Source organism: Chryseobacterium nepalense, from assembly GCF_023195755.1.
In the GTDB taxonomy this organism is placed as follows: domain Bacteria; phylum Bacteroidota; class Bacteroidia; order Flavobacteriales; family Weeksellaceae; genus Chryseobacterium; species Chryseobacterium nepalense.
The window spans coordinates 2,908,257-2,926,429 of record NZ_CP096203.1; the positions used below are offsets into that span (position 1 = coordinate 2,908,257).

The window sequence follows — 18,173 nt, forward strand, 5'->3', positions numbered from 1 at the left end:
TCTGATTACTTCTGGAGAATATTATTAACATTATATTTATATTTGCAAAAATATTTAAATTAATAGATGAAAGCACTTGTGTTTCCCGGGCAGGGTTCTCAGTTCGTAGGAATGGGAAAAGAATTGTATGATTCTAGAAAAGACATCAAAGATCTGATGGAATCTGCCAACGAAATTTTAGGATTCGATATCCTTTCTATCATGTTCAGCGGAACGGATGATGATCTTAAGAAAACCGAAGTTACTCAACCCTCAATTTTTATACATTCCGTAGCTGCATTAAAAGCAGTGAACGGTCTTGGAGCAGAAATGGTTGCAGGGCACTCCTTAGGAGAGTTTTCCGCATTGGTTGCCAATGGTGTTTTATCTTTTGACGACGGTTTGAAACTGGTTTCTGAAAGAGCAAAAGCCATGCAGGCAGCTTGTGATGCCAATCCGAGTTCTATGGCTGCAATCCTTGGCCTTGAAGATGCCAAAGTAGAAGAAATATGTTCCCAGATCAACGGGATCGTTGTGCCTGCCAATTACAATTGTCCCGGACAATTGGTGATCTCAGGTGAAACAGCATCCGTTGAAGAAGCATGTGCAAAATTAAAAGAAGCAGGAGCAAAAAGAGCATTATTATTGCCTGTAAACGGAGCTTTCCACTCTCCTTTGATGCAACCTGCACAAGAAAGGCTTGCCGCTGCGATTGAGCAGACAAAATTCAGAAAAGCCACCATTCCTGTGTATCAGAATATTACTACAACAGCAGTTTCTGATCCGGATGAAATTAAGAAAAACCTGATTGCACAGCTTACAGGTCCTGTAAAATGGACGCAGTCGGTTCAGAATATGATTAAAGATGGTGCCACTAACTTTGTAGAAGTAGGCCCGGGAAAAACGTTACAGGGACTGATCAAAAAAATAGACAGCACTGTTGATGTTGCGTCTGCAGTCTAAAAAATACAATCATGGGCGAGATATTTTCACCGGGAAAGCTGATGCTTACTTCAGAATATTTCGCAATGGACGGAGCTCTTGTCTTAGCGGTACCTACCAGGCTGGGACAAGAGTTTTCTTTTAAAGAAGAAAAAGATGGGAAATGCCTTGTTTTCTGGGAAGCTTACCATCAGAACAAACCTTGGTTAAAAGCGGTCATCGATTATAAAAACTGGCAGATCGTGGAAACCAATATTCCCGCAAGTGCTGAATTCATTTTAAAAACATTAAAAAATGTTCAGTTACTTTCTCAAACTAAATTTAAAAGTAATTTTACCTATTACCTTACAACGAATCTTCAGTTTCCGGCAGACTACGGACTGGGAAGCAGTTCTACTTTAATGAACAACCTTGCCGAATGGGCGGGTATAAATCCTTTTACCTTAAATACGATAAGTCTTGGCGGAAGCGGTTATGATATTGCCGTGGCAAAAGAGAGATCTGCGGTGCTTTATCAGAATAAACCGGAGATAAAATATGAAAAGGTAAATTTCAATCCTTCATTTAAAAATGAGCTTATTTTTATTCATCTGAATCAGAAGCAGGACAGCCGGGAAGGAATCAATTTATACAAGTCAAAAAATAAGTCACAAAAACTCGTTGATGAATTTTCGGATCTCACAAGAAAAATTTTGTTATGCAAAGAATTGGAAAATTTTTCTGAACTAATGTTGATTCATGAGCAAAAAATATCGGATTTTCTTGAAATTCCTGCAGTTAAAGGCCGTTTTTTCGCAGATTGTCCTGTTTTTGTTAAAAGTTTGGGCGCATGGGGCGGAGATTTTGTAATGAGCTCAAAATTTGACGGCTTTAAGGACTATTTTTGGGGAAAAGATTTTAACACTATTTTTGAATGGTCGGATATAATAAGCTTGTAATCAATAGATTATAAAGTTGTTTTTTTATTTGCCATTCTGACTTATATCATTATATTTAAACCACTTTTAACAATTAATTAATATTAATTTTGTTAAACCCAAAAAAGAAATAGAAAATATAAGTAAAATGAAAAACGCTAAAATCATCCAGGATTTAGAAAAATTAGGGATTAAAGGAAACTATGAAGTCGTTTACAATCCTTCTTACGAAGAATTGTATCAGGCGGAAGTTTCTCCTGAAAATCAGGGCTTTGAGAAAGCTGAGCTTACGGAATCTGGTGCAGTATCAGTAAAAACAGGAATTTTCACAGGTCGTTCACCTAAAGACAGATACATTGTTCAGGATGATGTTACGAGAGATACAATTTTCTGGGACGGTAAAGTAAACCTGCCAACAACACCGGGAATTTTTCAGTCTTGTAAAGAATTAGTGCTCGATCAGCTTTCAACCTCCAAAAAAATCTATGTGGTGGATGCTTTTTGCGGAACCAATGCAGATACCAGGTTAAAAGTGAGATTCATTATGGAAGTGGCGTGGCAGGCACATTTCGTTACGAATATGTTTATCCGTCCTTCTCATTATGAACTGCAAAATTTCGGAGAACCGGATTTCACGGTAATCAACGGATCGAAAACAACAAACCCGAACTGGGAAGAGCAGGGATTACATTCTGAAAACTTTATCATGTTTAACCTTACCGAAAAACTTCAGATCATCGGAGGAACATGGTACGGCGGTGAAATGAAAAAGGGAATGTTTGCCATGATGAATTATTACCTTCCGTTAAAAGGTATGGCTTCTATGCACTGTTCGGCAAATGTAGGCGAAGAAGGAGATGTTGCCCTTTTCTTCGGGCTTTCCGGAACAGGGAAAACAACCTTATCTGCAGACCCGAAAAGATATCTTATCGGAGATGATGAACACGGCTGGGACAACAATGGCGTTTTCAACTATGAGGGCGGATGTTATGCAAAAGTGATTGATCTTTCTGAAGAAAAAGAACCGGATATTTTTGCGGCTATCAAAAGAGATGCACTTCTTGAAAATGTAGTTGTAAACAACGGTGTTTCAGATTATACGGATAATTCTATTACGGAAAATACAAGAGTATCATATCCTATTTACCATATCAATAAGATTGTTTTACCTTCAAAGGCAGGACATGCCAAGAAGATTGTTTACCTTTCTGCTGATGCTTTCGGAGTATTGCCTCCGGTTTCAGTATTGGATGAAGATCAGGCGCAATACCATTTCCTTTGCGGATATACTTCAAAATTAGCAGGAACGGAAAGGGGGATTACAGAACCGGAACCATCTTTCTCACCGGCATTCGGAGAAGCATTCTTAACATTGCACCCTACCATGTATTCCAAAACACTGATTGGTAAAATGAAAGAGCACGGCGCCAAAGCCTATCTGGTAAATACAGGATGGAACGGAACCGGAAAAAGAATCTCCTTAAAAGATACAAGAGCAATTATTGATGCTATTATTGACGGTTCTATTGAAGATGCTCCAAAGACAAGAATTCCGATTATGAACCTGGAAGTACCTACATCATTGCCAAATGTTTCTGAAGGAATCCTTGATCCGAGGGACACTTACAGCAATGCTGAAGAGTGGGAAGAAAAAGCAAAAGATCTTGCTGCAAAATACATCAAAAACTTTGAACAGTACTGCAATTCTGAAGAAGCTAAGAAATTAGTCGCTTCAGGACCTCAACTGCAGACACAGACAATTAAATAAATGTGAAATCCTCATCAAACGATGAGGATTTTTTATTTGTAAATGCTTCGGAGTTAAAACTTCTATTAAATAGAACATTTAGTATTAGAGTCTGTCATGCTGAGCCTGTAGAAGCATCTTTATTTTTTTAAATCATTTTAAACTTAAAATTGCCAGCCTATATCCGTCCATCCCGAATCCTGACAGCACCGCATCGGTATTTGCCGCCGTTACAGATTTTTGCCGGAATTCTTCCCTTTTATAAATATTACTGATGTGGACCTCCACTTTAGGCTTCTGAATATTTTTTAAACAATCCGCAATCGCATAAGAATAGTGGGTAAAAGCTCCGGGATTAATCACCAATGCGTCAAAATCATCTTCCTGAAGCCTGTTGATAATTTCTCCTTCAATATTTGATTGATAATATTGGATCTCACAAGATGGAAATTCAGATCTTAGATTACCCAGATAATCTTCCATAGATATATTCCCGTAAATTTCAGGTTCTCTTGTGCCTAATAAATTGAGATTAGGACCATTGACAATTAAAACTTTCATACGATAAATTTAATGGTTTTTACTATATGGTGTAGTAGCCTGCATAATTTTTTAACGAAATATCTAACACAATTTCCGGGGAAAGTCCTGCAAAACAATCGGGTTATCTATTTTAAAACGATTAACTTTGAAAATCAATTCTGTAAAATGCCAATCTGTTACAGGCTATAATAACAAATGATACAGCATATGAAAAAAGATATCGAAAACAAATTAATAGACAAAAACACAAAGCCCACCAGCATGAGAATATTGGTGTATGACTTTCTGAGTTCTCAGGAAGCTGCTTTATCATTATCTGAAATCGAAAATCATTTTGAAACTGCAGACCGGACCACTATTTACAGAACGTTAAAAACATTTGAAGAAAAGGGAATTGTTCACGGTATTCAGGAAAACACAACAACCAAATATAAACTCTGCCACGACGGATGTAACGAAAATACACACAAAGACTGGCATCTTCACTTCTACTGTAAAATCTGTAAACAGACCACCTGCAAAGAAGATATTTCTTTTCCGGAAAATCTTCAAACCAATTTCAGGATCGATGAAATAAGGCTGTTTGCCAAAGGAATCTGTGAGAGCTGTATGGAAAGTTTGCAATAGTGTTGCACGCATTTTGTCTGTACATTTGAAATAAAATTAAAGAATTATGGAAGAATGCTGCAGTACAAAACCAAAACCGAAACATACACATGATCACGAAGGACATGATCACAATCACGAACATTCTCATGATACAGGAAATAAGACTGTATTTCAGATGTTTCTTCCTGCAATTGTTTCTTTTATATTATTATTGATAGGAATTGCTTTAGATCATATTATCAAACCACAATGGTTTACAGGGATCATTCGTTTTATATGGTATTTGGCGGCCTATATACCGGTAGGACTTCCTGTTTTAAAAGAGGCTTTTGAAAGTATTAAAAACGGTGATGTCTTTTCAGAATTTTTCCTGATGGGAATTGCAACGGTAGGAGCCTTCTCGATAGGAGAATATCCGGAAGGAGTAGCGGTAATGCTTTTCTATTCGGTTGGTGAAGTCTTTCAGGGGATGGCGGTAACAAGAGCCCGGACAAATATTAAACTGCTGCTTGATCAAAGACCTGATGAAGTGACGATTTTAAAAGATGGAAAGGCGGAGACTGTGAAAGCAGAAAAAGTCAATATAGGAGAAATCATTCAGTTAAAATCAGGAGAAAAATTGGGATTAGATGGCGAACTGCTCTCTGAAACGGCTTCATTCAATACGGCTGCTTTAACGGGAGAAAGCAAACCCGATACAAAAATGAAAGGGGATTCTGTATGGGCAGGAATGATTAATTTGAACACCGTAAGCCAGATAAAGGTAACCGCCGCTTATCAAGACAGCAAGCTGAGTAAAATACTTGAACTGGTGCAAAACGCAACAGCTCAAAAAGCTCCGACAGAATTATTCATCAGGAAATTTGCTAAAATTTATACCCCGATTGTGGTCTTTCTTGCTATAGGAATTACTTTTCTTCCCTACTTTTTTGTTGAAGGTTATCAATTCAGGGACTGGCTTTATCGGGCATTGGTCTTTCTGGTAATTTCCTGTCCGTGTGCCCTGGTGATTTCTATTCCTTTGGGCTATTTCGGAGGAATTGGTGCCGGAAGCAGAAACGGAATTTTATTCAAAGGAAGTAATTTTTTAGATGTTTTGGCCAATATTCAGCATGTGGTAATGGATAAAACCGGAACGTTAACAGAAGGTGTTTTTAAAGTTCAGGAAATTCAATTTAATAATGATTTTAATAAAGATGAAATTTTAAAGCTCATTAATGCGTTGGAAAGCAAAAGTTCACATCCTGTGGCAACTGCTATTCATGAATATGTGGGAGAAATAGACCATTCCATTCCGCTGGAAAATATTGAGGAAATTGCAGGGCGCGGCCTGAAAGCCAACATTAATGATAAAGAACTGTTGGTTGGAAACCTCAAACTGATGGATCAGTTCAATATTAAATACAATATCGATTCTGAAAATATAGTGTATACACTGATAGCGGTTGCTTACGATAAAAAATTTGTGGGTTATCTCACCATTGCCGATACCGTTAAACAAGATGCACAATCGGCTATCAACCGGTTAAAGGCATTAAACGTAAAAATAACGATGCTCAGCGGAGATAAAGTTTCTGTTGTAAAACATGTTGCCGCCCAATTGGGAATTCCGAACGCTTATGGCGATCTTCTTCCGGAAGATAAGGTTAATAAAGTAAAAGAGATAAAAGCAGGAAAGGAATCCGTTGCCTTTGTTGGTGATGGGGTGAATGATGCGCCTGTTGTGGCACTCAGTGATGTTGGGATCGCTATGGGCGGACTGGGAAGTGATGCTACAATCGAAACAGCCGATGTTGTTATCCAGGATGATATGCCGGGTAAAATACCAATGGCGATCAACATCGGGAAACAGACCAGAAAAATTGTCTGGCAGAATATTACGTTGGCTTTTACTATTAAAGCAGCTGTCCTTATTCTGGGTGCGGGAGGTCTGGCAACGATGTGGGAAGCGGTTTTTGCAGATGTAGGCGTTGCGTTACTGGCTATTCTGAATGCCGTGAGAATACAGCGAATGATCTTTTAGATTAAAATATATTTGAATAGGTAAAACTATTATAGAGCCTTTTTTAATAACCCGAAAAGTTAAAGCATGGGTGCAAAAAGTTTTCTGGTAATTCCGGAAAGTTTTCCGCAAGGTGCAGCGGGTTGTCCGGAAATATCAATGATTTTCATCATAATTGCCCTATAAGAAAACTTTCAGTAGTATATTTGTGGTAATAAAAAGAAAGTTGAGGTTTTTTATTTCCATATTAATCATATGTACTATTGCATTACGTCCGGTTCTGCCATTGATCAATTATGCGGTTAACTATGAATATATCGTAAAGAATCTCTGCGAAAACAGAAGCATTCCTCAATCTACCTGTAAAGGGAAATGTTATGTTGCCAAAGAACTCGCAAAAACAGAAAAACAGTCAAATACCAATCAGACGGTAAAAATTTCAGGAATTGATGTTTTTATATCCCATGAAATTCTTTCTTTTTCGGATAACAGTCAGTTTGATGTTTTAAACAAAAAATCAGAATCGGATTACTTCAATTTCCGTACTTCAGAATATTTTTCCAGAATATTCCATCCACCATTAGCTTAAAATTATTTTCAGCTAATCTTTAGTTGAATTGATACTAAAAATAAAGTATAGCTATCACTTGCTGAGTGCTTAGTTTATGCTGAGCCTGTCGAAGTACCCTTGCGAACCCGTAAACATTAAGTTTACAAAAAACTTGCGAACTTAAAAACAGTAAGTTTATAAAAAAATCTTTGTGATCTTTGCGTTAGAAGACATTATGATTAATTAAGGATAAGCAAGGAATTCATTAGTAAGTCTAGTTTAAAAATCGATCCATTCAAATCATTATTACTTTCAATTTAAATAAAAATGAAATCAAAAGTTATTTTAACAGCATTATTGTCTGTTTCATTAATGGCATGTGCCCAGGAAACGCCTAAAGTAAAACATAAAAAGGCAAAAACAGCAGTAAAATCCGATGCAAAACCGGTGAAATTTGCCAATGCAGTAGACCCGATCTGTAATATGCCGACTGATACCGACATGAAAGACACCGCTGTTTATAAAAATAAAACGTACGGTTTTTGCAGTGCTTATTGCAAAGACGAATTCAAAAAGAATCCTGAGAAATATGTCCAAAAATAAAAAGACCAATAACTCCAAAAGCAAAGTAATTGTTCCGATTGCGGTTATTGCTTTACTTTTCCTCGCGATCGGTGTCGGAATGGGCTATTTCAAAAAAAATCTGTATACGGTAATGAAGGTTCCCGACTTTGAGCTCACCGACCAGAACAATAAGAAAATCACCAATAAAGATATGCTTGGAAAAGTATATCTGGTTGAATTTTTCTTCAGCAAATGTCCCACAATTTGTCCGGTCATGAATACCAATATGAGAGCCATTGAAGATGAGATCAACAATCCTAATTTCGGAATCATTTCCATAAGCATTGATCCTGAAAACGACACACCGCAAGCTCTGAAAGAACATGCCGAAAGAATCGGAGTAAAATCTCCAAACTGGCATTTTCTTACAGGAAACAGGGATTATATAGGTAAGCTTGCTGATCAGTTCAATATTTATGTGGGAGATAAAGAAGATGAAAGCGAAAGCCTGAACCACAGCGGAATGATTGCCCTGGTCGATAAAGAAGGAAATGTCCGGTGCCGGTACAATAAAGAAAATATGCCGATCCTCTATTATTCAGGGTTGAATTATCAAGATCCGGAAGGAAAAGTGCCAAAGCTGAATGGGAAATACCATCCTGACCGCGAAATTTTAATGGAAGATATTAAAAAATTGTTGAAATAGAGGTTTGGAAGATGGAAGTTAGAGGCTGGAAGTTTTATGTAGTATGTAAAGACTTCGAGCTTCCATCACCCGTCTTTCCGCCAAATGATAAACCACCTAAAATAAAAAGTATGAAAATTATGAAAATTGCTGCTTTAAGTGCAGTATTTGCGGCGCAGTTTGCGATGGCTCAGTTTAAACAGACTCCACTTCCGTACGCCTACAATGCCTTGGAAGGAAACATCGATGCGCAGACCATGGAAATCCATTATTCCAAACATGCTGCAGCGTATGTAGCAAATTTGAATAAGGCAATTGCAGGAACGCCTCAGGAAAAACAAACCTTATTCGAGATCATGTCCAATGCTTCAAAATTACCGGCTGCCGTAAGAAATAATGCCGGCGGACACTATAACCACGAGCTGTTCTGGACCGTTTTAACCCCTGAAAAAAATACACAGCCTTCAGCTAAACTGGCAAAAGCAATCAATGAAACATTTGGAAGCATGGATGCTTTTAAAGCAAAGATGGCAAAAGCGGGGGCAGACCGTTTCGGATCGGGATGGGCATGGCTTTCAGTGGACAAAAACGGAAAACTGTTCGTTTCATCTACCCCTAATCAGGATAACCCTTTAATGGATGTGGTAGAAGAAAAAGGAACCCCTATTTTCGGAATTGATGTATGGGAACATGCATATTATTTAAAATATCAGAACAAAAGAGCAGATTATTTGACTGCGATCTGGAATGTAACGAACTGGAAAGAAATCAGCAGAAGATACGAAGAAGCGATCAGCAAAAAATAATTCAGTGAACTTAATTTGCAGCATATTTCTCACACTATTTGTGGTATTCAGACCTCTGGTGCCATTGGTGGAATATGCTGTAAATTATAATTATATCTCCGAAGTTTTGTGTGTCAACAAAAGCAATCCGGAGCTTCACTGTAACGGAAAATGTTACGTAAGCAAACAAATTGCAAAAACCAATGACACCGATTCTTCTCCTTTAAACAAAACAAAAAATTCAGGACAGAAATTGTTGGACATCTACGTCCTTCCTGATATTACGGAAATTAACACATCAGAAGACGCATTCTTTTCAAATTCCAGTTTTCTCTATGAGACGGCGTACTCTTTTCTGTTCTTAAAACCTATTTTCCGGCCACCGGTTTTTTAGTGTATCATTTTATCTTTTTGGGCGATCCCCTTTCCCTGGCTTTTCCGGCTGCACGGGTCGGGCTGTCCGCTACTATCTTTTTTTAGATTCTGCCTTTCGTCAGAATCCAAAAAAAGGATAACCGCTTCCATCCCTATCGCGATGGGGCATATCAACCTATTTATCACTAAAAAATCAACAATGAAAATCTATAAATTTTTATCATTATTCTTTATTACCTTCACTTTGTTTACCCTATCATCATGTAGCAGCAATGACGATGATGAGGTAATGGATTCCACTCCGGGAAATCTTCAGCTAAAATTCGAAAACGGATTCAATAATCTTGGAGATGTAGTTTTGAATCAAACCACCCAAACTTCCGTTAACGGACAAAAGCATCAGTTTTCCACCCTGAAATATATAATCAGCAACATTACTTTAATTGATGAAAAGGGAAGTGAGTTCAAATATCATTACAACGATCCCGACAACGGAGCATTTATCGTAGATCAGGCAGAAGCCGTTGCCGGAATCAATTACATCAACCTGAAAGAAATTCCTAAAAATAATTACAAAAAAGTAAGAATCGGTTTAGGAATCAGCCAGTCGGCTTATCTTTTGGGACAGAACGGACAGGGAATTTTCTGGCAGAAAGCAAAAACTGCGGGAATGGCCTGGTCCTGGGCTGCAGGATACATTTTCACAAAACTGGAAGGCAGATACGGAACATCTTCGGCAACAACAGAATTTATGAACCATTGCGGAAATATGGGGGATACTTCTGCCAACAATACGCCAGATCTTTACCGTGAAATTATCCTTGATTTTCCTACAACAGCAAGAGTGTCTGAAGAAATTACTCCTTCCGTTCATATTCTGGCGGATCTTAATCAATATCTGAGTGGGCAAACCGCTTTAACATTGGATAGTTCCAACGATATGGCAATGGGATCGAACCAGCATCTGGTGAAGGTGACGAACAATATTTCAAAAATGTTTAAAGTAGATCATGTTCACAATGATTAGTTTTTTAAGACCCTCCAAAAGAGGTCGTTCCGGCTCTCTTTTGATTTTACTGTTTTTTACAGCTTTTGTGTTGATATCATGCACGGGCAATGAGGTTATTGAGCCTTTGCCTAAAGATGAAGCTTATCGTCTCGACAAATCATCCGGTTTTCCTGAAATGACTTTCGATAGCACAGGAAACCCAATCACAGTAAATGGAGTTGCATTAGGAAAAAAGCTTTTTTATGAAGGAAAATTATCCAGAAACAATACCATCTCATGTGGATTCTGCCATATTCAGGAAAATGCTTTTACCCATCACGGCCACAATATAAGCCACGGAATTGATGATCGGTTGGGAATGCGCAATGCCCCGCCAATCCAAAATATGGCTTTTTTGAAAAATTATACCTGGGACGGAGTGAGCCATAATCTTGATGAAAGATCTTTGGTTCCGATCACCACTGATTTTGAGATGGACAGTTCTCTTCCTGAAGCAGTAGCAAAGCTAAATGCTGATGCGAATTACAAAAAAATGTTTAAGGCAGCATTCGGGGATGAAAATATTACCGGTGAAAAAATTCTCAAAGCCATTTCCCAATTTATGGCAACCATGATTTCTGCCGATTCAAAGTACGACCGGATGAAAAAAGGAAACGCCGTTTTCACTGCTGATGAAAATCAGGGGATGGCTTTGTTTCAGAATAAATGTGCGGCTTGTCATTCAGGAGATCTGTTTACTGATGAAAGCTATCGGAATACGGGGATGTATTACAATTCGCAATTTAATGACAGAGGAAGATATCGTGTAACCCTGGATTGGAATGACAATATGAAATTTCGTGTTCCGAGCTTAAGAAATGTAGAATACACCGCGCCGTATATGCATGACGGACGATTTTACAGCTTAGATGCAGTGATGAATTTCTATTCTGAAAACGTAGAAAATCAACCCAACCTGGATCCGTTGCTGAAACAAAACGGGCACATCGGAATTCCGATGACGTCTTTGGAGAAACAGAACATTATTACTTTTCTAAAAACTTTAAGTGATAAAAATTTTATAACCAACCCCAAATTTGCAGAATAATAAAATCATGAAGGAGATATTTTTAACATTGGGTTTAACCGCAGGCTTTTTTAGCCAGGCAAAAGAAATCCATGATAGTGTATTGATTCTTAAAGAGCTCAGCCCAATTTTTTTTAATGATTGTGATGCGTGTGGCTGTGCCGCAGGAAATGGATCTTCCGGCTTTGAATCTTTACTGAATCCTCAGTTCATCGGGGTTAAATATTTTGCACAGCATTACAGAGCGAAAGAAAATTTATTCGTCAATGATCTTACGCAGGATCAGTATTTCAATACGCTTCAGCTTTGGGGGAAAATTCCGGTTGCTAAAAACATAAGTGTGTATGCAAGTATTCCTTTTCAGTTTCATAACAAAAAAACGTTACAGGGAGATATCAGAATTGATGGAATAGGAGATGCAAATGTGATGGGAATTTATCAGCTACTCAATTCCAAAGATTCTTCCCACCAGCTAAACGGAGGTTTGGGTTTGAAAATTCCAATTGGAAGATTTGATGAAAAAGGAATTACAGGCGTAAATCCGAGTTTTCAACTGGGAACGGGAAGCTGGGATTATCAAATGGTTCTGAATTATAAATTTCAGAAAGATAAACTGGCGGTGCTGCTGAACACAGATTATACTTTGAAAACTGAAAATAATAAACATTACCGTTTCGGAAACCAATGGAATTATGCGGCGGCAGGATTTTACAGGCTCTGGAAAAATGAAAACAGTATTCTTTCCGGAAAATTCGGAATGCAGGGTGAAGTTTACGACTGGAATAGGCAATTTGGAGAAATAATGCCCAAAACCGCGGGAAGTGCTTTGTACGGAAAGCTTGGTTTTGAAGCTTCATATAAAAAATTCAGTTTGGGCAGTGAAGTGATGCTTCCTGCTTACACCAATCTTGCCGGAGGCGACATTGAAGCAAAATCAAGGTTCAGTATCTTTCTGAATGTTGGGATTTAAATGTAGTATCTAATATAACCTTTACTTTAATGGTGGAGGTTATTTTTTTACGCTGCCATTTGATTAAAATAGATTCGTCGTATAAAAGAAAAAGAGATTCAAAAAATTGAATCTCTTTTAAGTAGCCCGTAGGGGAATCGAACCCCTCTTACCAGAATGAAAATCTGAGGTCCTAACCGATAGACGAACGGGCCAGCTATCTTCTACTATTGCTAGTATGTTAGTTTTTTTGTTTTTATAAGTATCAACTCTTATTAATTACCAGGTTAGAATAGTAATTAAATTTTGTAGCCCGTAGGGGAATCGAACCCCTCTTACCAGAATGAAAATCTGAGGTCCTAACCGATAGACGAACGGGCCAACTATACTTATTAAGCTAGTTTATTAACGTGCTTAGTTAATTTGCTTTTTAAGTTAGCAGCTTTGTTTTTGTGGATAATATTTTTCTTAGCTAATTTATCCAACAAAGCGATAACTTTTGGCAATTGCTCTGTAGCAGCAGCTTTGTTTTCTTCATTTCTTAACACCTTCATTGCTGTTCTAGCAGTCTTGTGGTAGTATCTGTTACGAAGTCTTCTTACTTCGTTTTGTCTAATTCTTTTTAATGCTGATTTATGATTTGCCATATCGTTCAAATGTGAGTGCAAAAGTAAAAACTTTTTTTTTATCTGCCAAATTTATCTTTAAAAATTTTTAATTTTCTTCTGATAAATATTTTCGGAGTTTTCCTATTGCCTGTTCTATTTTAATATTCTCTTCTTCTCTTTCTAATTTTTTGATGGTTGCGGTAAGCATGGCCATCGCGTTGTTCCATTCTCCAGTGGTGTTGGTGAAGGTAAGTCCGTCAATCGTTACTGCAAAATCGACTCTTTCTTCTGTCCTGTAAAGTCTGAAACTTATTTCATCATCACTGCCTGTAATCCCGTCTTCATTGATTCTTAAATCGTAACTTTTTGGGTTAGAGTGGATTTTTTTGAAAAGCAATTTCGCTTCCTGTATTTTTAAATCCGGCATGATATACATTTGTGGCTTTGAAAGAATAACTATTCTTTTTTAAAGCGGTGCAAAGATAATATTTTTTTCTTTTCAACAAAATGCCTCTGTCTATTTTTGGGTGTTTTTTAAGATAAATAATTCATAATGTGTATCATTTTTTTAATAGGATTATTGGGTTTGGAAAGTCGTCTGATGGTAAAATGAATTATAAGTAATAAAATTGAATGATGAAAATGACTGTAATTATTTATCTAATTACAGTCAAAAAAAATCTCCAATCTTTACAGATCAGAGATTAATTGTATGTCGTAGCCTATAGGGGAATCGAACCCCTGTTGCAAGAATGAAAATCTTGAGTCCTGACCACTAGACGAATAGGCCAAATTTTGAGGTTGCAAAAGTAGTTATTAACTTTTTAACTTCAAAATTATATTGCTTTATTTAGCTACTTTTTGGATGACCGTATTCTTAATGCCTTTATTTTCAAGATCTTTCTGGAGTTTTACTGCATCTTCCAGTGTCTGTGCTTTTCCATACGTATAGTAGAAAACACCGTTTTCCTTATTTCGTTCTACGTCCTTCAGGTTTTGCAGGATAAATGAATTTCCGTTCAGTTTATCACCTGCATACACTTCAATTGTATAGTATCCTGTATTCAGCTTCTGATTCGGCATAAAACCTACCGCATATGCATTTCGGAATCCCGCATCTTTAGCTGTTTTGATATTAATATCCCGCACAGAAGCCAGATTTGTGACACCGTAATAGTATTTATACTGTCCGTTTTCCTTAATGGGAAGAATGTAGTTTAATCCTTTTAATGCAGGGTCTCCGTCGTTGTATTTTGTTGGAGAGCTTAGAAGTAAAATTCTGAAGTCATTTTTCAGGGCAACTTCCACAGGTTTTTCCGGTTCCGGTTTTTTCGTTGATGCAGCATATCCTGATTTACGGTCTACCGCTTTTTTGTAATCAATAACCGCTCTGTAAATACTTTCTGCAATTTCATCCTGTCCTTTATCTGAAGCAAGGTAATGGCTTTCTTCGGGATGGTTGATAAAACCAGTCTCAATAAGAACGGAAGGCATCGCATTCATACGAAGAACGTGCAGGTTTTTCTGGAAAACACCACGAGAGCTTCTTTTGTCTTTATTAACAAAGTTGTCTTCCACAAGGCCGCCCAGAAGCAAGCTGGATTCCAGATATTTGCTTTGCTGAAGTTTCAGTGCAATCAGGGATTCCGGTGAACTCGGATCATAAGAACCGAAGGTCTGTTTGTCTTTTTCGTCAAGAAATATCACGTCGTTTTCCCTTTTGGCAACTTCAAGATTAGTGTCATTCTGGTCCGGCCCCTGTACAAAAGTTTCCGTTCCGTAGGCGGTAGGCTTTTTGGAAGAGTTGCAATGTATTGAAATAAAAAGATCCGCTTTGCTTCTGTTGGCAAGGTTGGTTCTGTCCGACAATGAAGGGTATTCGTCTATTTTTCGGGTATAAATTATTTTGAAATCTTTATTTTTTTCGAGCATTGCTCCAACTTTTAAGGTAATGGCAAGCGTGATGTCTTTTTCAGCAATCCTGCCTATATCTTCATAAGTTCTGTTAGCCCCATGGTCATTTCCCCCATGTCCTGCATCCAGAACAATGGTGAATTTCTTTTGCGAAAAAATAAAGTTGATCGAAAGAAGAAGGAGAAATGATAAAATTATTTTAAAATTTACTTTGTGCATCCTACAGTTTTAAAAATTATATTAATTTTGAGCCTTAATTGTATATAAATAAATATAACAAATAAATTGGTCAAAACCGTCTCCAAAAATATATTACAAATTTTAATTATCCTAATTTTTAACAATTTTTTAGCACAGGAAGCTCCCGAAAAATTGACTAAAAATACGGTTAATGATACTATTCCCAAACAAGATACTGTTGTTCTGAAGAAAGAGCCTCTCGAAAGTGTTCTTCAGACCAAAGCAGATTATAACCGCCGGGATTTTCAGAAAAAAATGATTTATCTGAACAAGAACGCACAGGTAAAATACCAGGATGTTCAGATCGATGCGGATTATATTTCCATCGATGAAACCAAAAGTCTTATGTACGCGCGCGGGAAGCAGGATTCTTTGGGAAGATATATCGAGCCCGCTGTTATTACACAAGCCGGTAAAAAATATGAAACCGACGAGTTTCAGTACAATACAAAAACAAAAAAGGCTATCGCATTTAATGCCAGGACCGAGGAAAATGAAGGGGTCATTGTTGCTGAAAAGACAAAGAAATATAATGATTCTGTTTTCGCCATGAGGCGGGCGGATTATACAACCGATGATTATTTCATTAAAAAGAAAGATACTACGGCAGACTATTTTTTGCGTGCTTCCAATATTAAACTGGTTAAAACAAAAAATAAATCTTCTATCATCTCAGGACCTATTCAGATGTATATCGAACAGGTTCCTACTCCGTTAATCATGCCATTTGCGATTTTGCCGTTCTCAGACAAAAGGTCTGCAGGAATCCTGATTCCGAGTTTCGGGGAAAGGCAGGATGTCGGCTTTTTCCTGAACGGACTGGGATACTATCAGCCGATTGGAGAGCATTTTGATCTTAAGATTCTGGCCGATATTTATACAAAAGGAAGCTGGAACTTACGCCCGGAAATGAACTATGTCAAGAAATACAGGTATTCCGGAAACTTCTCCGCAGATATCGGAACGGCGGTGCGCGGAATTAAAGGATTGGATGATTACGGAAAAACAAGTACCTACAGAATTGCGTGGAGACATACTCAGGATACCAAATCAAATCCGTTTCTTAATTTTTCTGCGTCGGTAGATATTGTGAGTACCAAATTCTACAACAATACCCTGAACAACAATTATATTTTAAATCAAAACGTATTAAATACCCAGCAAAATTCAACCGTAACGGTTACTAAGAGATTTTTGAGATTACCGGCAACCATTACAGCAACAGCATCTTATTCCCAGAACTTTGCTACCGGATTGTCAGATCTTCGTCTCCCGCAGATGAATGTGGCAATTAATCAGTTTTATCTTTTCGGCTCTAAAACCGGAACAAGAACAGGATTGCTGGAAAATATCACGGTAAATACTGGAATCAATCTTACCAATTTTGTTCAGACGGATGAAGGAGAACTTTTCAAAGCGGCGATGTGGGATAAATTGCAGACCGGACTAAAAAATAATATTGCCTTAGGAACCAATACCACCATCGCGAAATATTTCACATTCAGTTTAGGAGCTAATATCGATAATGCTTTAACGACTAAAACTGTTAGAAAATATTATGATCCTATTGCCAACAAAGCTATTACGGCAACCGATAAAGGAGTTGCGGGATATTCTACTTTTTCAACGACGGCGAGTATTCAGACTACTTTATACGGGCAGGCAAATTTCAAGAAGGGTTCTGCAATTGAGGCTATCAGGCATATGATGACGCCAAGCATCGGGTTTACTTATTCTCCTGATTTCGGAGGTTCCGGTTTCGGGTATTATAAGAATTATTATGATGCCAACGGAGCTTTAACGCCTTATTCTATTTTTGAAGGCGGTATTGTAGGAACGCCAAGCAGTGGAATGGTAGGCGCGCTGGGATTCAATATCGGAAACAATATTGAAATGAAAGTGAAGTCTAAAAAAGATTCTACGGGAGTAAAGAAGATAAAAATTTTCGAATCTTTAAATCTTTCAGGAAATTACAATTTTGCCGCAAAAGACCATCGTTTTTCCATCCTTACCATCAACGGGCAGTCTTCATTCTTTGATAATAAATTAAGCGTAAACACCAGCTTATCATTAGATCCGTATAAAATCATTTATCTTCCCGGACAGGATACCGGAATCAGAACGGAAGAACTGGGAGGTTTCAGCGTACAGGGCTTTAATGTTCAGCTGTCTTATCCTTTAAGCAGCGAAATTTTCGGCGAAAAAACAGATTATTCCAAAAAGTACCAGTCGAAAGGGGAGGTGAGAAATGAAAATTATTATTTTGATGATGATAATTATGCTCATTTTGATCAGGCCTGGACCCTGAATGTAAATGCGAATTATGCTTACACAAAAAGCTATGCTTCAAGAACGCCCACGAGATTAGCTTCTGTAGGGCTTGACGGAAGTATTAAGCTCACGCCGTTTTGGAATATTAATGCAAGTACTCACTATGATATGGTGACCAAACAATTGGCATATACCAGGATTGGTTTCGCAAGGGATCAGCGAAGTTTTACCATCAATTTTAACTGGGTACCTTTCGGGCAATATAAGGTGTATGATTTCTTTATCGGTATCAAAGCCAACATCTTAAGTGATGCACTGAAATATAAAGACAGAAGTTTTACACAGCCGAATGCACCATTCTAGCATTAGATTTGATATTTGATTATAGAAATAGAATATAAATTTTATATTTGCACCC

18 protein-coding genes and 3 tRNA genes are annotated in these 18,173 nt (G+C 37.6%); 14 read left to right on the top strand and 7 right to left on the bottom strand.

Annotated elements, in window-relative coordinates; translation table 11 throughout:
- Positions 1-66: 66 nt before the first annotated feature.
- The 3 genes from fabD to pckA all read left to right on the top strand — a co-directional run bounded on the left by fabD (position 67) and on the right by pckA (position 3,606).
- Positions 67-942, top strand: a complete 876-nt coding sequence (gene fabD / locus M0D58_RS12905; RefSeq protein WP_248390052.1) for an ACP S-malonyltransferase — start codon at positions 67-69, stop codon at positions 940-942.
- A gap of 11 nt (positions 943-953) precedes the next feature.
- Positions 954-1,859, top strand: a complete 906-nt coding sequence (locus M0D58_RS12910) for a GYDIA family GHMP kinase (protein WP_248390054.1) — start codon at positions 954-956, stop codon at positions 1,857-1,859.
- A 127-nt stretch (positions 1,860-1,986) separates the two neighbouring features.
- Positions 1,987-3,606 (top strand): phosphoenolpyruvate carboxykinase (ATP), encoded by a 1,620-nt coding sequence (gene pckA / locus M0D58_RS12915; protein ID WP_248390057.1) that lies wholly within the window; start codon positions 1,987-1,989, stop codon positions 3,604-3,606.
- 132 nt (positions 3,607-3,738) lie between these two features.
- Here the strand turns inward: pckA and M0D58_RS12920 are convergent, their stop codons facing one another.
- The gene (locus M0D58_RS12920; protein ID WP_248390060.1) at positions 3,739-4,146 is read right to left on the bottom strand and encodes a type II 3-dehydroquinate dehydratase; all 408 of its coding nucleotides are present in this window, start codon (positions 4,144-4,146) and stop codon (positions 3,739-3,741) included.
- Positions 4,147-4,335: 189 nt separating this feature from the next.
- On the opposite strand from M0D58_RS12920, the gene M0D58_RS12925 reads away from it, so the two are divergent.
- From M0D58_RS12925 to M0D58_RS12970, 10 genes are all read left to right on the top strand, one after another.
- Positions 4,336-4,755 carry a Fur family transcriptional regulator gene (locus M0D58_RS12925; protein ID WP_248390063.1) on the top strand — a complete coding sequence of 140 codons (420 nt, stop codon included), beginning with the start codon at positions 4,336-4,338 and terminating at the stop codon, positions 4,753-4,755.
- Positions 4,756-4,801: 46 nt separating this feature from the next.
- Entirely contained in the window at positions 4,802-6,760 is a 1,959-nt protein-coding gene (locus tag M0D58_RS12930; protein WP_248390066.1) for a heavy metal translocating P-type ATPase, read from the top strand.
- Positions 6,761-6,965: 205 nt separating this feature from the next.
- Positions 6,966-7,328: a hypothetical protein gene (locus M0D58_RS12935; protein ID WP_248390069.1), complete on the top strand. Its 363-nt coding sequence runs from the start codon at positions 6,966-6,968 to the stop codon at positions 7,326-7,328.
- Between the two features lie 288 nt (positions 7,329-7,616).
- Positions 7,617-7,892: a YHS domain-containing protein gene (locus M0D58_RS12940; RefSeq protein WP_248390072.1), complete on the top strand. Its 276-nt coding sequence runs from the start codon at positions 7,617-7,619 to the stop codon at positions 7,890-7,892.
- Entirely contained in the window at positions 7,879-8,559 is a 681-nt protein-coding gene (locus tag M0D58_RS12945) for an SCO family protein (RefSeq protein WP_248390075.1), read from the top strand. Before M0D58_RS12940 ends, M0D58_RS12945 begins: the two co-directional genes overlap by 14 nt.
- A 110-nt stretch (positions 8,560-8,669) precedes the next feature.
- Positions 8,670-9,344, top strand: coding sequence for a superoxide dismutase (locus tag M0D58_RS12950; RefSeq protein WP_282569105.1), 675 nt, complete (start codon positions 8,670-8,672; stop codon positions 9,342-9,344).
- A gap of 4 nt (positions 9,345-9,348) precedes the next feature.
- A complete protein-coding gene (locus M0D58_RS12955) occupies positions 9,349-9,717 on the top strand; it encodes a hypothetical protein (protein WP_248390078.1) in 369 nt (122 codons plus the stop codon).
- A 180-nt stretch (positions 9,718-9,897) separates the two neighbouring features.
- Complete coding sequence (locus M0D58_RS12960; RefSeq protein WP_248390081.1) at positions 9,898-10,725, top strand: MbnP family protein; 828 nt, start codon at positions 9,898-9,900, stop codon at positions 10,723-10,725.
- Entirely contained in the window at positions 10,709-11,794 is a 1,086-nt protein-coding gene (locus M0D58_RS12965) for a cytochrome-c peroxidase (protein WP_248390083.1), read from the top strand. Before M0D58_RS12960 ends, M0D58_RS12965 begins: the two co-directional genes overlap by 17 nt.
- A 7-nt stretch (positions 11,795-11,801) precedes the next feature.
- Positions 11,802-12,743, top strand: a complete 942-nt coding sequence (locus tag M0D58_RS12970; protein WP_248390086.1) for a transporter — start codon at positions 11,802-11,804, stop codon at positions 12,741-12,743.
- A gap of 122 nt (positions 12,744-12,865) precedes the next feature.
- Here M0D58_RS12970 and M0D58_RS12975 read toward each other — a convergent pair.
- From M0D58_RS12975 to M0D58_RS13000, 6 genes are all read right to left on the bottom strand, one after another.
- Positions 12,866-12,937 (bottom strand) — tRNA-Glu (locus M0D58_RS12975).
- Positions 12,938-13,031: 94 nt separating this feature from the next.
- A tRNA-Glu gene (locus M0D58_RS12980) sits at positions 13,032-13,103 on the bottom strand.
- An 11-nt stretch (positions 13,104-13,114) separates the two neighbouring features.
- Complete coding sequence (gene rpsT, locus M0D58_RS12985; protein ID WP_072883895.1) at positions 13,115-13,369, bottom strand: 30S ribosomal protein S20; 255 nt, start codon at positions 13,367-13,369, stop codon at positions 13,115-13,117.
- A gap of 67 nt (positions 13,370-13,436) precedes the next feature.
- A complete protein-coding gene (locus M0D58_RS12990; RefSeq protein ID WP_248390089.1) occupies positions 13,437-13,757 on the bottom strand; it encodes a hypothetical protein in 321 nt (106 codons plus the stop codon).
- A gap of 291 nt (positions 13,758-14,048) precedes the next feature.
- A tRNA-Glu gene (locus M0D58_RS12995) sits at positions 14,049-14,120 on the bottom strand.
- A 56-nt stretch (positions 14,121-14,176) separates the two neighbouring features.
- A complete protein-coding gene (locus M0D58_RS13000) occupies positions 14,177-15,463 on the bottom strand; it encodes an N-acetylmuramoyl-L-alanine amidase family protein (protein WP_248390092.1) in 1,287 nt (428 codons plus the stop codon).
- A gap of 66 nt (positions 15,464-15,529) precedes the next feature.
- Here M0D58_RS13000 and M0D58_RS13005 point away from each other — a divergent pair, with 66 nt between their 5' ends.
- The gene (locus tag M0D58_RS13005; RefSeq protein ID WP_248390095.1) at positions 15,530-18,118 is read left to right on the top strand and encodes a putative LPS assembly protein LptD; all 2,589 of its coding nucleotides are present in this window, start codon (positions 15,530-15,532) and stop codon (positions 18,116-18,118) included.
- The last annotated feature ends 55 nt before the right edge of the window (positions 18,119-18,173 follow it).

What these genes read in the sequence shown, in the direction of transcription:
- M0D58_RS12990 (WP_248390089.1), bottom strand. Translation starts at nt 13,757, where the DNA reads ATGCCGGATTTAAAAATACAGGAAGCGAAATTGCTTTTCAAAAAAATC.
- M0D58_RS12960 (WP_248390081.1), top strand. Translation starts at nt 9,898, where the DNA reads ATGAAAATCTATAAATTTTTATCATTATTCTTTATTACCTTCACTTTG.
- rpsT (WP_072883895.1), bottom strand. Translation starts at nt 13,369, where the DNA reads ATGGCAAATCATAAATCAGCATTAAAAAGAATTAGACAAAACGAAGTA.
- fabD (WP_248390052.1), top strand. Translation starts at nt 67, where the DNA reads ATGAAAGCACTTGTGTTTCCCGGGCAGGGTTCTCAGTTCGTAGGAATG.
- M0D58_RS12965 (WP_248390083.1), top strand. Translation starts at nt 10,709, where the DNA reads ATGTTCACAATGATTAGTTTTTTAAGACCCTCCAAAAGAGGTCGTTCC.
- M0D58_RS12970 (WP_248390086.1), top strand. Translation starts at nt 11,802, where the DNA reads ATGAAGGAGATATTTTTAACATTGGGTTTAACCGCAGGCTTTTTTAGC.
- M0D58_RS12910 (WP_248390054.1), top strand. Translation starts at nt 954, where the DNA reads ATGGGCGAGATATTTTCACCGGGAAAGCTGATGCTTACTTCAGAATAT.
- M0D58_RS12920 (WP_248390060.1), bottom strand. Translation starts at nt 4,146, where the DNA reads ATGAAAGTTTTAATTGTCAATGGTCCTAATCTCAATTTATTAGGCACA.
- M0D58_RS12940 (WP_248390072.1), top strand. Translation starts at nt 7,617, where the DNA reads ATGAAATCAAAAGTTATTTTAACAGCATTATTGTCTGTTTCATTAATG.
- M0D58_RS12930 (WP_248390066.1), top strand. Translation starts at nt 4,802, where the DNA reads ATGGAAGAATGCTGCAGTACAAAACCAAAACCGAAACATACACATGAT.
- M0D58_RS12925 (WP_248390063.1), top strand. Translation starts at nt 4,336, where the DNA reads ATGAAAAAAGATATCGAAAACAAATTAATAGACAAAAACACAAAGCCC.
- M0D58_RS12945 (WP_248390075.1), top strand. Translation starts at nt 7,879, where the DNA reads ATGTCCAAAAATAAAAAGACCAATAACTCCAAAAGCAAAGTAATTGTT.
- pckA (WP_248390057.1), top strand. Translation starts at nt 1,987, where the DNA reads ATGAAAAACGCTAAAATCATCCAGGATTTAGAAAAATTAGGGATTAAA.
- M0D58_RS13000 (WP_248390092.1), bottom strand. Translation starts at nt 15,463, where the DNA reads ATGCACAAAGTAAATTTTAAAATAATTTTATCATTTCTCCTTCTTCTT.
- M0D58_RS12950 (WP_282569105.1), top strand. Translation starts at nt 8,670, where the DNA reads ATGAAAATTATGAAAATTGCTGCTTTAAGTGCAGTATTTGCGGCGCAG.